Raw genomic sequence first — 14,312 nt, 5'->3', positions numbered from 1 at the left:
CGGGTGGCCCTTGCCGGTGCGTGCGGGCCGGTGGAGGCTCGAGTCATGCGGGCCGGGGCATCCGTCGCGGGTCCGACCGCCGGCGGGTCGGCGCGGATTCGGCTGTACCGCGGCGGTGTCTCGGCCCGCGACGGCGGCACACTGGCCGACGCTGTGCACGCGGCCCGTGAACCGGGCGCCACGGCGTGGCTGGACGTCGTCGATGCCGGCACCGACGACATCGAGGCGCTCGACCCCGCGCCGGACCTGCACGACCTGGCGTTGGTCGACGCCCTCGAAGGGCCGGACCGGCCGAGCCTGCGCCGCTACGGCACACACCTGTTCGTCACCGCGTATCCGATCGCCGCGCGGCTCGGCCGCCCCCGAGTCTCGCCGGTCGCGGCCATCATTGCGGTGCCGACCGCCATCACCGGTTTCTACGGGCAGAACGTGCCCTTCCCGGGTTCCGGTCAGCCGGCCGGCGTGGTGGCGTCGATCGGTCTGATGGTGGCGTCCTCCCTCGCGCTGTACACGGTTCTCCGGCGCCGGGACCGGCTCTGAACGCACGGGACCTTCGGCCCTGCCGCCGGTTCGGGCGATGACGAGACTCGGGCGTGACATCCATCGAAGGAGGGCATGATGACCAACGGCGACACGCTCGGCCGCCTCGGCCTCGGGCCGGGGAAGAAGGCCCGGCTGCACCGGATCCTGTACAAGCACGGGATCGCCAATGGCACGGCGCTGTTCCTGCCGTACGACCAGGGCCTCGAACACGGCCCGCGGGACTTCTTCGCCAACCCGGCCGCGGGCGACCCGCGGTACATCCTCAAATTGGCCGTCGAGGGTGGTTTCAACGGCATCGCCGTGCAGATCGGTCTCGCCGAGAAGTTCTTCTGGGACTTCGCCGGGGAGGTGCCGTTGCTGCTGAAGCTCAACGGCAAGACCGACATCCCACCCGACGACGCGGCGCTGTCGCCGCTGCACGCCTCGGTGGCCGAGGCGGTGCGACTAGGGGCGGACGCGGTGGGATACACCATGTACGTCGGAACCCGGGCGCAGGAACAGGACTTCGCCCAGTACCGGCAGGTCCGCGAGGACGCCCACCGCTACGGGATGCCGCTGGTGGTGTGGGCCTACCCGCGCGGCGACGCGATCGAGGCCAAGGGCGGCAAGAACTCGTTCTACGCCGTCGACTACGCGGCCCGCACGGCGAGCGAACTCGGCGCCGACGTGGTGAAGGTGAACTTCCCGCGTCCGGACAAGCGCACCGGCGTGAAGCCCGAGTACGACGCCGAGTTCAGCAGCCAGCGGGCGGTGGACTCGGTGGTCCGCTCGGCCAACCGGACCCTGGTGTTGATTTCCGGCGGCGAGAAGGCCGGTGACGGGGCGATGATCGAGAAGGCGCGCGAGTCGATGGAGGCCGGTGCCACCGGGCTGATCTTCGGCCGCAACGTGTGGCAGCGCCCGCACGACGAGTCGATGCGCTTCGTCACGAAACTGCGCGAGGTGCTCGTGAAGTATCCACGGTAGATAGTCCATTGTGGACAATGTGACGGCGTGCCCGGCTTCGGTGCCGGGCACGCCGCCGTTCGGAAGGGCGACTCAGCCGGTGCGTCGGCCCGTCGTACCGGCGAGGACGCTCACACCGAGCGCGGCCAGACCGACCTGGAGCAGGAGTTCGATCCAGTCGACGCCCGCCGTGTCGGCGACGCCGAGGGCCGCCGCGAGCAGTGTGCCGAGCAGCGCGGCGACGACGCCGATGACGAGCGTGAGCCACAACGCCAGGTGCTGCCGGCCGGGTACGACGAGGCGGCCGAGCGCACCGATGATGAGCCCGATCACCAATGCCGAGATGATGCCGGTGATCTCCATGGTTCACCTCCTTCCGTACCGTCAGCGGTGGGTCCTGGTCAGGCGCAGGAAGTGGGTGGCGCAGGAGATGCACGGGTCGTGGTTGCGGACCACCCGTTCGCATGCGGCGGCGAGGTCGTCGTCGGGCATGTCGAGGTTCTCCTGGACGAACGCGCGCAGGTCGGCCTCGATCGTCGCCTGGTTCTGCGCCGTCGGCGGCACGATGCGCGCCGTGCGCACCGACCCGTCGGCGGCCAGTTCGTAGCGGTGGAACAGGACGCCCCGGGGAGCCTCGGTGGCGCCGTAGCCGATGCCGGCGCGCGGCGCCACGTCGATCGCCGGCGGTCGCGGCGGCTCGTAGGCGTCGATGATGCGCAGGGCCTCGTCGATCGCGTAGACGAGTTCCACGGCGCGCACGACGATGCTGCGGAACGGGTTGTCGCACCGCGCACCGAGCCCCGCGGCGTCGGCGGCCTCGCGGGCCAGCGGGGACAACACGCCGCGGTTGAGGGCGTAGCGGGCCAGCGGGCCGGTCAGGTACGCGCCGCCGCCCACCAGCCGGGCGTGCAGTGCGGTGGAGTGCGGCACCTGCTCCTCGACGACGTGCTCCTCGAACGCGCGCACCGGGAAGGCCACGGCGGAGGAGGTGCGCGGCGAGCCGCGGTCCAGCGGATAGCGGCGGTCGGTCAGCGCCAGCAGTTCCGGCGTGGCCGCGACATCCGGGAAGTCGAACGTGGACACCCACTCCACGCAGGCGAGCGCGGCGTCGCGCGCCGGACGCAGGGTCTGCTCGGCGAGCGTGCGCAACTCGGCCGCGGACGGCGCCCGGTGGAACCCGCCCAGGCGCACGTTGAACGGATGGATCGCCCGCCCGCCGACCAGTTCCAGCACCGCGTTGCCGGCCTGTTTGAGGGCCAGCCCGCGCTCCACCTCCGGCCGGTGCCGGCGGGCCAGCTCGACGACGTTCGCGCAGCCGAGGAAGTCCGGTGCGTGCAACAGGTGGATGTGCAGGGCGTGGCTGGCGATCCATTCCCCGCAGTAGAGTAGCCGGCGCAGTTCGGCCACCCGGTCGTCGACCTCCACGCCACAGGCGTCCTCGATCGCGGCGCACGCGCTCATCTGGTACGCCACCGGGCAGATGCCGCAGATACGGGCGGTGATGTCGGGCGGTTCCGTGTACCGGCGACCGCGTAGCAGCGCCTCGAAGTAGCGCGGCGGTTCGTAGATGTCCAGCCGCAGTTCGGTGACCGTGTCGCCGGTCAGTTCCACGTGCAGGGCGCCCTCACCCTCGACCCGGGTCAGCGCGGGCACCTTCAGCAGGCGGCGCGAACGGTGGGTCATGACCGCGCCCCCTCTTCGGCAGCGGCGCGGAACTGCGCCGTCGTGGCGGTGTAGGTGCGGAACACCCGACCGATGTCGGCCGGTGACATGCCCTGGTGGCGCAGCAGCGCGACGAGGGCGCGGGTGTTCGGTCGCTCGACCGGACCGAAACAACCGAAGCAGCCGCGCCCGTAGGCCGGGCACAGCGCGCCGCAGCCGGCCCGCGTCACCGGCCCCAGGCAGGGCACGCCGGCGACGACCGGCAGGCACGGCGTGCCGCGCGCCTTGCACTGCGCGCAGACGCTGTGCACGGGCAGGTCCGGCTTGCGGCCGGCGAGCAGCGCGCCGAGTACCTCCACGAGTTGACCGCGGTCGATCGGGCAGCCGTGCAGTTCGAGGTCCACCGGCACGTGGGCCGAGATCGGCGTGGCCGTCGCCAGGCTCCGCACGTACTCGGGATGCGGGTAGACCTGCGCGCGGAACTCGTCGACGTCGGCGAGGTCGCGCAGCGCCTGGATACCGCCGGCCGTGGCGCAGGCGCCGATCGCCACGAGCAGCGTCGACCGCGCGCGGATGTCCCGGATGCGGGCGGCGTCCTCCTCGGTGGTGATCGAACCCTCGACCAGCGACACGTCGTAAGGCCCCGGTTCGATCATGCTGCTGGCCTCGGGGAACGCGGCGATGTGCAGCCGCGCCGCCAGGGTGAGGAGCGCGTCGCCGCAGTCGAGCAGGGTGAGCTGGCAGCCGTCGCAGGAGGCGAACTTCCAGACGGCGAGCGAGGGGCGCGCGGGCTCGGTGGCCATCACAACTCCCGGACGGCGAGAAGGTTCTCCGCGGCGGTCGCCGGGACGACCGGCCCGTCGCGACAGACGAACAGCGGCCCGAGCTGGCAGTGTCCACAGTGGCCGGTACCGCACTGCATGTTGCGTTCCAGCGACAGTTCGACGCGGGACGTGGGCATACCGATCGTGGCGAGGCTCCGCACGACCGGACGCATCATCACCTCCGGCCCGCACACGTATCCGGCGCACCGGCCGGGCTGCGGCCTCAGCCCCGTCAACAACGCGGTGACCAGCCCGGTGGCGCCGTTCCACCCCGGCAGCGGCCGGTCCACCGTGACCCGCACGTCCAGACCGTCGGCGCGCCAGCGCCGGTACTCGGCGCGGTACAGAAGGTCGTCCGGGGTCCGGGCGCCGATGAGGACCGCCACGCTGCGGTAGCGGACGCGGTGGTCGCGCAGGTGACGCACCAGGGGGTGCAGCGGCGCCAGGCCCAGGCCACCGGCGACGACCACGACGTCCGCGTCGCGGGGGGCCGGCAGCGTCCACGGCCGCCCGAACGGGCCACGCACGCCGAGGAACCCACCGGGCGGGCAGTCGTGCACGGCGCGGGAGACCGCTCCGACGGCGCGGACGGTGTGCATCAGGCCGCCGGCGCCGCACCGCCCACTCACCGACACCGGGATCTCACCGATCCCGAAGGCGTAGAGCATCGCGAACTGACCCGGCAGGAACGCCGGCAGCGGCGCGTCGACCGGCCGGAGCGTGAGCGTCGAGGTGTCGGGCGTCTCGGCGCGGTTGACGACGACGCGGTAGCGGTGCGGGGCCGGGTCGGTGTTCATGACCGGTCCCGCTGCGCGAGCGCGTGCAGTTCCGCGGTGATGTCGATGCCGACCGGGCACCACACCACGCAGCGGCCGCAGCCGACACAGCCGGAGCCGCCGAACTGGTCGTGCCAGGTGGCGAACTTGTGGCTGATCCACTGCCGGTACCGGGCGCCCGTCGACGAGCGGACCGGACCCCCGTGCACGTAGCTGAAGTCGGGGTCGAAGCAGGAGTCCGCCCGCTGCCACCGTTCGGCGTGTTCGCCTGTCAGGTCGGTGACGTCGGTGACCCGCGCGCAGAAGCAGGTGGGGCAGACCATCGTGCAGTTGGCGCAGGCAAGGCAGCGCTCGGCGATCGCCGACCAGTAGGTGTCGTCGGTGCGGTGGCGGGTCAGCAGGTCGCGCAGGTCGACCTCGGGCAGCCGGCGACCCATCCGCGCGGCCGCCTCGTCGACCGCCTTGCGCGCGGTCGTCACCTCCACGTCGCTCGCCTCCGGCGCCGCCAGCCGGGCGAGCAGGTCGGTGCCGCGGTCGGTCGCGGCGCGGGCGAGGTAGCCGCCGTCGGGGCGTTCGACGAGCCCGATGTCGAACCCCGACCGCGCGGCCGGGCCGCCGCCGGCACTGACGCAGAAGCAGGCCTCCCCGGGCTCGGTGCAGTCCACGGCGATGACCAGGCTGGCTGCCCGGCGCCGGGCGTACCGTTCGCCGTCGCCGAGAACACCGTCCAGGATGCCGAGTGCGCGCAGGTCGCACGGGCGCACACCGAGCAGGGCGGTGGGACGCGGCGGCTCCTCGGCGGCGTCGACGCGGAAGCCCTCGTCGTCGCGCGTGCCCCGCCACAGCCGTTCGGGCGACGGTTGCAGGAACTCCTTCCACGCCTGCGGGCCGGCGGTGTGGGTGAACGCCTGCCGGGCCGGGCCGGGGCGCAGCCGGTAGTGCCCGGGCGCCGTCTCCACGCGCACGCCGTACGGCAGGTGGGCCGGCCGGTCGAGTTCGGCCAGCACGATCGCGCCGGCCGAGACGGTCGGGCCGACGATGCGGTACCCGTCCGCGTGCAGGGCGGCGAAGAGGCCGTCGAGATCGGGAAGTTGGAACATGCCGGATCCTCCCTTCGGTGCCACGGTCCGCCGCGCCGGTGATGCATGTCAGGGGCGTCGGTCCCGGACCGACCGGGGCCGATCGGCCCTACGGCTCAGCAGATGCGCGGAAGCTGCTCGCCGAGCGGCAGGTCGACGATGCGGTGCGAGCCGACCAGGGTTCGGGCGGTGACCCTGCCCGGCGGGCCGGCGGTCGCCTCGCCGATGACCGTGGCGTCGGCGCCCTCGGGCCTGGCGCGCATCGCCGCGAGCACCCGTTGCGCCGCCCGGGGGTGCACGAGCGCCACGAGGCAGCCCTCGTTCGCCACCTCGAACGGGTCGAGGCCGAGCAGGTCACAGGCGGATGCGACCGCCGCCGGCACCGGAACGGCCGGCTCGTCGCACTCGATGCCGATGCGGCCGGCCGCCGCCAGTTCGTTGAGCGCGGCGGCCAGCCCGCCCCGCGTCGGGTCGCGCAGCGCGTGCACGTCCTCGCCGCCGGCGTCGAGCATCGCCGCGACGAGGCGGTGCAGCGGGCGGCTGTCGGAGGCCACGTCGGAGGCCAACCCCAGGCCCTCGCGGGCGGTGAGGATGGCCGTGCCGTGGGCGCCGATCGGCCCGGACAGCAGCACCACGTCGCCGCGCCGGCCTCGGGTGGCGGAGACCCGCGCGGCGGGGTGCAGCCGGCCCAACCCGGTGGTGGTGACGAATAGCCCGTCGGCGCAGCCCCGGTTCACCACCTTGGTGTCACCGGTGACCACCGGCACGCCGACGGCACGGGCGGCGGCCGCCACCGAGGCCGTCACGGCGCGCAGTTCGGCGGTCGGCAGGCCCTCCTCGATCACGTAGGCCAGGCAGAGCGCCACCGGTGCGGCACCGCGCATCGCCAGGTCGTTCACGGTGCCGTGCACGGCCAGCGAGCCGATGTCACCACCGGGGAAGAAGCGCGGCGTGACCACGAAGCCGTCGGTGGACAGCACCGCGCGCGCCGCGCCGAACGGCACCACGGCGGCGTCCTCTACCGGTGCCGCGAGGTGCGGAGTGATCACGTCGTTCAGCAGCTCGGCCATGAGCTGGCCGCCGGCGCCGTGTCCGAGCAGGATCCGTTCCTGGTCCACGGACGGCCGGGTGCAGTCGGTGCATGCCTGGGGGTTCATCGTCGTTCCTCCACTGTGGACGGAGCGGTGCGGCCGGCCGCGTGGAACGCCGCGCAGGTGCCCTCGCTGGAGACCATCGGCGCGCCGAGTGGGTGGCGTGGGGTGCAACCGCGGCCGTACTCGGGGCACTCGGTCGGCAGGCGGGTACCGCGCAGCACGTCGCCGGCGATGCACGCCGGATGTTCGGCGGCGGCCAGGTGCGTGACCCCGAAGCGGCGTTCGGCGTCGAAGCGGGCGTACGCCTCGGTGAGCACGAGGCCGCTGTCGGGGATGGCGCCGATGCCGCGCCACGTTCGCGGCCCGACCGTGAACACCTCCCGCACGGCGGCCTGCGCGGCGGTGTTGCCGGTGCGCCGGACTGCGCGGCGGTACTGGTTCTCGACCTCGGCGCGGCCCTCCTCCAGCTGGCGCACCGCCATCGTGATCCCCTCCAGCAGGTCCAGCGGCTCGAACCCGGTGACGACGATCGGCAGTCGGTAGCGCGCGGCGATCGGCTCGTACTCGGTCCAGCCCATCACCGCGCAGACGTGCCCGGCGGCCAGTACGGCGTCGATGCCGGTGTCCGGCGCGTCGAGGATCGTGGTCAACGCCGGTGGCACCAGCGCGTGGCTGACCAGCACCGAGAAGTTCCGCAACCCGGCCAGGGCGGCGTGGCGCACCGCGGCGGCGTTGGCCGGTGCCGTCGTCTCGAACCCGACCGCGAAGAACACCACCTGCCGGTCGGGTTCGGCGACGGCGATGCGCACCGCGTCGAGCGGCGAGTACACCGCCCGCACGTCACCGCCCCGCGCGCGTACCTCCAGCAGGCTGCCCCCGCTGCCGGGCACCCGGAGCATGTCGCCGTAGCTGGTGAAGATGACGTCCGGGCGTTCGGCGATCGCCACCGCACGGTCCACTGTGGACAGCGGCGTGACGCAGACCGGGCAGCCGGGGCCGTGCACCATCCGGATACCGGCCGGCAGCATCTCGTCGATGCCCTGCCGCACGATCGTGTGGGTCTGGCCGCCGCACACCTCCATCAACCGCCACGGGCGGGTGGCGAGCGCACGCAGCTCCGCCAGGAGCCGCCGGGCCAGCACGGGGTCGCGGTACTCGTCGAGGTATCTCACGGCCCGGCCTCCAGTTCCCGCGCGAGAACGTCGGGCATCGCCCGCAGGACGGCCAGGGTGCGCGCGGCCTCGTCGGCGTCGACGACGCTGATCGCGAACCCGACGTGCACGATCACGTAGTCGCCGGGTGTCGCGTCGGGCGTGTAGGCGAGGCAGACGCGACGGCGTACGCCGTCGAAGTCGACAGTGCCGGTGCGCAGCAGGGGATCGCCGCCGTCGGTGCACAGGTCGACGATCCGGCCCGGGATGCCGAGGCACATGGGTCACTCCTTCGCGCTCAGGGCCGCCGCGACGGCCGCCTGTCCGTAGCTGATCCCGCCGTCGTTGCTGGGGACCGACGCTCCGATGTGGACGGTGAACCCGGCGCGGGGCAGCCGGTCCAGCAGGTCGGTGGTGAGACGCCGGTTGGCGAAGACCCCGCCGCCGAGGCACACCGTGCGGACCCCGGTCGCGCGGGCGGCCTCGGTCAGCAGCGCCTCGGTCACCTCGGCGACGGTGGTGTGGAACGCCGCCGCCACCTCGCCCGCGGCCCCGCCGTGCGCGAGCACCGCCCGCAGCGTCGGCGCGGGGTCGTAGACCAGCAGCCCGTCCCGGTTCGCCAGCCGCCAGGGCAGCGCGGGCACCGGGCCGTACGGCGCGGCGGCCGTCTCCAGCAGGACCGCCGCCTCGCCCTCGTAGGTGGCCGTCGCGCAGAGACCGAGCAGGGCCGAGACGGTGTCGAACAGGCGGCCCGCGCTCGATGCGAGCGGCGCGTTGACCCGGCGCGCCACCAGCTCGCGTACCGTCGCCGCCGTGCGCGGGTCGACGGTGTGCCACAGGACGGCGGCGTCGCGCGGGTCCGGCCGGGCGCCGCCGAGTTCCTCCGCGCCGTACAGGTGGCCGAGCGCCGTTCGGGCGGGGTGGCGGACGGCTGACTCGCCGCCGGGCAAGGGCGCGCGGGCGAAGCGGGCCAGGCGGCGGTAGCCGGTGAGCGTGGCGAGGAGGATCTCGCCGCCCCACAGCGTTCCGTCGTCGCCGAGGCCGAGCCCGTCGTAGGCCACGCCGAGCACCGGCCCGGTGATGCCGTGCTCGGCGGCCACCGCGGCGACGTGGGCGTGATGGTGCTGAACCGCGATCCGCCTGCCTTCGTGGGAACGGGCGAAGCGGGTCGACAGGTATCCGGGGTGCAGGTCGTGCGCCACGACGTGCGGGGTGACGGCGTGCCAGCGGCACAGTCGTTCCACCGTGTCGGTGAACGCCTGGTACGCGGCCGCGTCGGACAGGTCGCCGGTGTGCGGGCCGGGCACGGCACGGGTGCCGACGGCCAGCGTGACGGTGTGCTTGAGCTGGGCGCCGACGGCAAGCACCGGTTCCCGCGCCGGAACGGGAAGCGGTACCGGTGCGGGCGCCAACCCGCGGGCGCGCCGCAACACGGTCGTGCGGTCGCCGAGGAGCCGCACCACCGAGTCGTCGTAACGGGACCGGATCGGCCGGTCGTGCCCCAGGATGCCGGCGGCGAACGTGCCGAGCGCCGCCCTCGCCACGGCGTCGTCGACGACGATCGGCGCACCCGAGACGTTGCCGCTCGTGACGACCAGCGGCCGGTCCAGCGCGGCGAGCAGCAGATGGTGCAGCGGACTGTAGGGCAGGAAGAGCCCGATCTCCGCGGAACCGCCGCATACCCCGGCGGCCAGCGGCGTGCCGGGGCGTCGGACGGCGAGCACGATCGGCGCGGCGGGTCCGGACAGTACCCGTTCCTGCGCGGGGGAGAGCGCGGCGAGCCGGCGCGCGGCGGCGAGATCCGGCACCATCACCGCGAACGGCTTGCGCGGCCGGTGCTTTGCCGCGCGCAGGTGGGCGACGGCGTGCGCATCGGCGGCGTCGCACAGCAGTTGGTAGCCGCCGATTCCCTTGACCGCGACCACGCTGCCGGCCTCGAGCGCGGCCACCGCGGCCGCGAACGCCTCGGCGCCCTCCACCCCGCCGGGCCACCAGCACAGCCGGGGACCGCAGTCCGGGCAGGCCACCGGTTCGGCGTGGAACCGGCGATCGGCCGGTGCGGCGTACTCGGCCGCGCACGCGGCGCAGAGCGGGAACGTCGACATCGCCGTGCGGACCCGGTCGTAGGGCAGGTCGTCGATGATCGTGGCGCGCGGGCCACAGGCCGTGCAGTTCACGAAGGGGTACCGGTAGCGCCGGTCGGTCGGATCGGCGAGTTCGGCGCGGCAGTCCGGGCAGGTCGCAAGGTCCGGCGGCACCTCCCGGACGCCCACGGCGCTCGTGGTGGACCCGCCGATGCGGAACCCGCCCACCGGCACGGCACCGACCGGCAGATCCCGTGCGCGGACGTCGCCGACACGGGCCGCCGACGGGGCCTCGGCCGCCAGCCGCCGAAGAAACGACGCCACGCCGGCACCGTCTCCGCGCAACCGGATGACGACGGTGCCGCCCGCGTTGCGCACGTCGCCGGCGAGCCCGTGCGCGGTGGCGAGCCGGTGCACGAACGGCCGGAAACCGACCCCCTGGACGGTTCCCCGCACCTCGATCTCCACGCTGCGGTCCGCGGCCACGGTGCCACCGTGCACGCTGCCGTCGGGCGTGCACAGTGCCCGCAGGACCGGTGGCGAGGGACCTTCGTCCCGCGGCGGTGCGACGCCCGGGTGCGGTCGGCGGCGCGAACACAAGGGCCGAATGCCCCTGATCACCACGCCCCCCGGGGAGGCAGCATGACCGTGCGCCCGCCGGACTGGACGGACCTCCGGTGGCGGAATTGGAGACGACGGTCCACGCACCGTAGACCCACCATCGCCAAGATGGGCAGCCGCCACCGTGACCGATCGCCGGCGGGCGCCCCGGCAGTCGGGCGGGGGAGGCGCCATGACGGGGCTCAGAGCGCCCGGGCAACGGTACGAACTGCAAGAGATCGTCGGCTCCGGCGGTACCGCGCAGGTGTGGCGGGCGTGGGACCGGGTGTTGCAGCGCGACATCGCGGTCAAGCACATCACCGCCGCGCCGTGCGTGGCCGCCGACGATCTGGCCGGCATCCGTCGGTACGCCGAACACGAGGCACGGGCGGCCGCGCGGGTGAACCACCCCGGGGTGGCGCGCCTGTACGATCTCGTCGACCTCGGCGGCTTTCCGGCCATCGTCGGCGAGTACGTGCCGGCGCGTTCGTTACGGGAACTGGTGGACAACGCCGGCCTGCTGCCTCCCGGCTACGTGGCCGCCGTCGGTGCCGAACTCGCGGCGGCGTTGGCCGCGGTACACCGGGCCGGCGTGCTGCACCGCGACGTCAAACCCTCGAACGTCCTCGTCGCGTCCGGACGCCGGGTGGTGCTGACCGACTTCGGCATCGCCCACATCGGTCCCGGCGACGACGGGGGCGAGGTGCTCGGCACACCCGCCTACGCCCCACCGGAACGCCTGCTCCGCGGCGTCTCCCTCGCCGCCGGCGACGTCTGGTCGCTCGGTGCGACGCTGTACACCGCGGTCGAGGGCCGGCCACCGCACCTGCGCCGTTCGGTGCACGCGACGCTGATCGCGGTGGCCGGGGGCGTGCCCGATCCGCCGCACCGGGCCGGTCCGCTGTGGCCGTTGATCCGGCGCATGCTCCAACCCGATCCGGTGTGCCGCCCCGGGATCGAACGGGTCCGCGGGCAGTTGTGTCGGCTGGCGGCGGCGGGCGGAGCGGACCGCAGCGCCGCCGGCCCCCGGCGAACCGGGGACCGGCGGCCGTCGCGCCCGGATCACCCGGCCATCAGCACCGTCAGGTCGAGCAACCGGTTGGTGTAGCCCCACTCGTTGTCGTACCAGCCGAAGACCTTCACCAGGTCGCCGTCGGCCTGGGTCAGGTTCGCGTCGAACACGCACGAGGCCGCGTCGCCGACGATGTCGCGGGAGACCAGCGGAGCCTCGGTGTAGCGCAGGATCCCGGCGAGGGGACCCTCCGCACCGGCGGCCGCGAACGCGTGGTTGACCTCGGCGGCCGTCACCGGCACGGCGAGCTTCGCGGTCAGGTCGGTCAGCGAACCGTTCTCCACCGGCACGCGCACGGCGACGCCGCCCAGCCGGCCGGCCAGTTCCGGCAGCACCAGGCCGACGGCCTTCGCGGCGCCGGTGCTGGTCGGGATCATGTTCACGCCGGCCGCCCGGGCGCGGCGCGGATCCTTGTGCGGGGTGTCGAGCACGACCTGGTCGTTGGTGTAGGCGTGCACGGTGGTGAGGAAGCCGTGTTCCAGCCCGAACGCCTCGTGCAGCACCTTCACCATGGGAGCCACGCAGTTCGTGGTGCAGGAGGCGGCCGAGACGACCTCGTTCGCCGGGTCCAGCGCGCCGGTGTTGACGCCGAGCACGATCGTGGCGTCGACGTTCTTGCCGGGGGCGGAGATGAGCACCCGGCGGGCGCCGGCCTTCAGGTGCAGGGCGGCGTCGTCGCGCGTGCGGAACCGGCCGGTGGACTCGATCACGAGGTCGACGCCGAGCGTCGCCCAGGGGAGGGCGGCCGGGTCGCGTTCGCCGAAAAGGGTGATGTCGTGGCCCGCCACGGTGAGTGTCTGCCCCTCGACCGACACTGGGGCGCGCAGCGGCCCGAACGTCGAGTCGTGCGCGAGCAGGTGCGCGAGCGTCGCCGCCGGCCACAGGTCGTTGACCGCGACGATCTCCACGCCTCCGTCGTCGAACAGGCCCCGCTCCAGCGCGGCCCGCACGTAGTTCCGGCCGATCCGGCCGAAACCGTTGATCGCCACCCGGTACGTCATCACGTCCTCCTGTCATCGCTTCCTCCCCGACCATTCCGGGTCGTGCCGGGAGCGGGCAGGGCCGAACCGATCGGGGCCGGGAGGACGTTGGTCCCGCCCGCCCGCGGACTGTCGGCAACCCGCGTGCGGACACGGACTTTCGGCCCGGGTCGCACGGGTCCTTCCGGCACACGCTGATGGGTGAACGGTCGTACCGCGTGGTCGGCCGTCAGGAACGAGGAGGTGTGACATGTCGGAGTTCCCCACGCAGCCCATGCCGCCTCCGGAGGAGTTGGGCCCGCCGATTCCGCCGGAACGGGTGGAACGGCATCGCCACCTGCGGCGCGTGGCGTTGTTGTCCGCACTGGTCGCCGTCGTGATCCTGTTGCCGCTGGGGCTGTTCGTCCTGCTCCGCGGTGACTCCACCCCGCCGGAGCCGGGCGTCGCACCGTCGGTGGGCGCCTCGGAGTCGGCGTCGCCCGGCGCGACCGGTGGCAGCGGTGGTGCCACGCCGTCGACCCGCCCGGGGACAGGCGCCCCGGACGGGCGCATCTCGAGAGAGGAACTGATGCGTTCCACGATCCAGGTGCCGCCGTGGCCGCAGGACAACCTGACCGGGCTTTCCGGCTGGGTCAAGTTCCCCGGCTCGACCCTGACCGTCCCCCCGGACGATCGGTTCGACTTCCCGCGGTACATGTTCTTCGGCGACCCCGTCTACGGCGACGTCGACCGTGACGGCGCGCGCGAGACGGTGGTGCCGTTGTACTGCGTGGTCCAGGGCGGCAGCGGACAACTGCTGGCGCTGGACCGGGACCGCTCGGGTCGCATCGTGACCCTCGGCACGGTCGTCGCCACCACCGGCGAGATCCGGGTCTTCGACACGGTGTCGGTCACCGCCGACCATGTGGTGCGGGTCAAGGTGGGCGACTTCCAGCGCTGCTGCGGCGACGAGACACCGCAGCTGTGGCAGACCCGCGGCTACGCCTGGAACGGGCAGCGCTTCCGCCAGGTGAGCGGCCCCACCGCGTTCCCGGTGAACCCGTCGGTGACCGAGACCGGTCTCACCGCCGGTGACCTGGTCTTCGGTGCGCCGATCAGCGGCGTGCGCCGAGGCGTCCTGACCGTGACGGTCTCGTACCGGCGTGGTGCGCGGCCGGACCACCTCGTGGTGACGGTGAACGTCCCGGCCGGGGTGGAGGCCGACGGCGCCGCCGAGCCACAGGTCAAGAACGGTGAGGTCGTTCTGGAGGTCCCGCCACCGGCGCTCGGCGGCACCAACTCGGTCAGCTTCGCGTTCCGGCGGCCGGCCACCCAGAGCGGCGGCGAGGCGGGTGCGCGCGTGGGCGGTGTCCGGGCCGACGGCACCGGCCTGAGCGAGTCCGACCCGTTCAACAACGGTGCGTCGGTGACCGTGCGCGAGACCGGCTGAACGCGCGTCCCGGCCCACGGCCCCGCGGGCCGGGACGTTGGACCCGTGCGGCGACCTCGGGGTGGCGGGACGG

General features: G+C 73.7%; 14 protein-coding genes. 4 read left to right on the top strand and 10 right to left on the bottom strand.

The window, feature by feature from the left end:
* Positions 1-45: 45 nt before the first annotated feature.
* Together Val02_RS25065 and Val02_RS25060 are read left to right on the top strand one after the other, a co-directional pair.
* Positions 46-540 carry a CorA family divalent cation transporter gene (locus Val02_RS25065; protein ID WP_203901645.1) on the top strand — a complete coding sequence of 165 codons (495 nt, stop codon included), beginning with the start codon at positions 46-48 and terminating at the stop codon, positions 538-540.
* Between the two features lie 75 nt (positions 541-615).
* Positions 616-1,509: a class I fructose-bisphosphate aldolase gene (locus tag Val02_RS25060; RefSeq protein WP_239153313.1), complete on the top strand. Its 894-nt coding sequence runs from the start codon at positions 616-618 to the stop codon at positions 1,507-1,509.
* A gap of 72 nt (positions 1,510-1,581) precedes the next feature.
* Here the strand turns inward: Val02_RS25060 and Val02_RS25055 are convergent, their stop codons facing one another.
* From Val02_RS25055 to hypF, 9 genes are all read right to left on the bottom strand, one after another.
* A complete protein-coding gene (locus Val02_RS25055; protein ID WP_203901644.1) occupies positions 1,582-1,851 on the bottom strand; it encodes a GlsB/YeaQ/YmgE family stress response membrane protein in 270 nt (89 codons plus the stop codon).
* A 21-nt stretch (positions 1,852-1,872) separates the two neighbouring features.
* On the bottom strand, positions 1,873-3,171 hold the full coding sequence (locus Val02_RS25050; protein WP_203901643.1) for a Ni/Fe hydrogenase subunit alpha: 1,299 nt from the start codon (positions 3,169-3,171) through the stop codon (positions 1,873-1,875).
* Positions 3,168-3,953: an NADH-quinone oxidoreductase subunit B family protein gene (locus Val02_RS25045; protein ID WP_203901642.1), complete on the bottom strand. Its 786-nt coding sequence runs from the start codon at positions 3,951-3,953 to the stop codon at positions 3,168-3,170. Before Val02_RS25045 ends, Val02_RS25050 begins: the two co-directional genes overlap by 4 nt.
* Positions 3,953-4,771, bottom strand: coding sequence for an FAD/NAD(P)-binding protein (locus Val02_RS25040; RefSeq protein ID WP_203901641.1), 819 nt, complete (start codon positions 4,769-4,771; stop codon positions 3,953-3,955). Before Val02_RS25040 ends, Val02_RS25045 begins: the two co-directional genes overlap by 1 nt.
* Positions 4,768-5,850 carry a 4Fe-4S dicluster domain-containing protein gene (locus Val02_RS25035; protein ID WP_203901640.1) on the bottom strand — a complete coding sequence of 361 codons (1,083 nt, stop codon included), beginning with the start codon at positions 5,848-5,850 and terminating at the stop codon, positions 4,768-4,770. Before Val02_RS25035 ends, Val02_RS25040 begins: the two co-directional genes overlap by 4 nt.
* A gap of 95 nt (positions 5,851-5,945) precedes the next feature.
* Entirely contained in the window at positions 5,946-6,986 is a 1,041-nt protein-coding gene (gene hypE, locus Val02_RS25030; RefSeq protein WP_203901639.1) for a hydrogenase expression/formation protein HypE, read from the bottom strand.
* Positions 6,983-8,095 (bottom strand): hydrogenase formation protein HypD, encoded by a 1,113-nt coding sequence (gene hypD / locus Val02_RS25025; RefSeq protein WP_203901638.1) that lies wholly within the window; start codon positions 8,093-8,095, stop codon positions 6,983-6,985. The genes hypE and hypD overlap by 4 nt, the downstream gene beginning before the upstream one ends.
* On the bottom strand, positions 8,092-8,355 hold the full coding sequence (locus Val02_RS25020; protein WP_203901637.1) for a HypC/HybG/HupF family hydrogenase formation chaperone: 264 nt from the start codon (positions 8,353-8,355) through the stop codon (positions 8,092-8,094). The genes hypD and Val02_RS25020 overlap by 4 nt, the downstream gene beginning before the upstream one ends.
* A 3-nt stretch (positions 8,356-8,358) precedes the next feature.
* Positions 8,359-10,644: a carbamoyltransferase HypF gene (hypF, locus tag Val02_RS25015; protein WP_203901636.1), complete on the bottom strand. Its 2,286-nt coding sequence runs from the start codon at positions 10,642-10,644 to the stop codon at positions 8,359-8,361.
* A 307-nt stretch (positions 10,645-10,951) separates the two neighbouring features.
* On the opposite strand from hypF, the gene Val02_RS25010 reads away from it, so the two are divergent.
* The gene (locus Val02_RS25010) at positions 10,952-11,866 is read left to right on the top strand and encodes a serine/threonine-protein kinase (protein ID WP_203901635.1); all 915 of its coding nucleotides are present in this window, start codon (positions 10,952-10,954) and stop codon (positions 11,864-11,866) included.
* Here the strand turns inward: Val02_RS25010 and gap are convergent.
* A complete protein-coding gene (gap, locus tag Val02_RS25005; RefSeq protein ID WP_203901634.1) occupies positions 11,821-12,831 on the bottom strand; it encodes a type I glyceraldehyde-3-phosphate dehydrogenase in 1,011 nt (336 codons plus the stop codon). The genes Val02_RS25010 and gap overlap by 46 nt on opposite strands.
* A 229-nt stretch (positions 12,832-13,060) precedes the next feature.
* Between gap and Val02_RS25000 the strand changes: the two genes are divergently transcribed.
* A complete protein-coding gene (locus Val02_RS25000; RefSeq protein WP_203901633.1) occupies positions 13,061-14,239 on the top strand; it encodes a hypothetical protein in 1,179 nt (392 codons plus the stop codon).
* The last annotated feature ends 73 nt before the right edge of the window (positions 14,240-14,312 follow it).

Origin of the sequence: Virgisporangium aliadipatigenens, from assembly GCF_016863615.1 — a bacterium.
Lineage (GTDB): Bacteria > Actinomycetota > Actinomycetes > Mycobacteriales > Micromonosporaceae > Virgisporangium > Virgisporangium aliadipatigenens.
The sequence above is the reverse complement of the archived record's forward strand: the minus strand, read 5'-3'. Positions and strand labels throughout refer to the sequence as shown.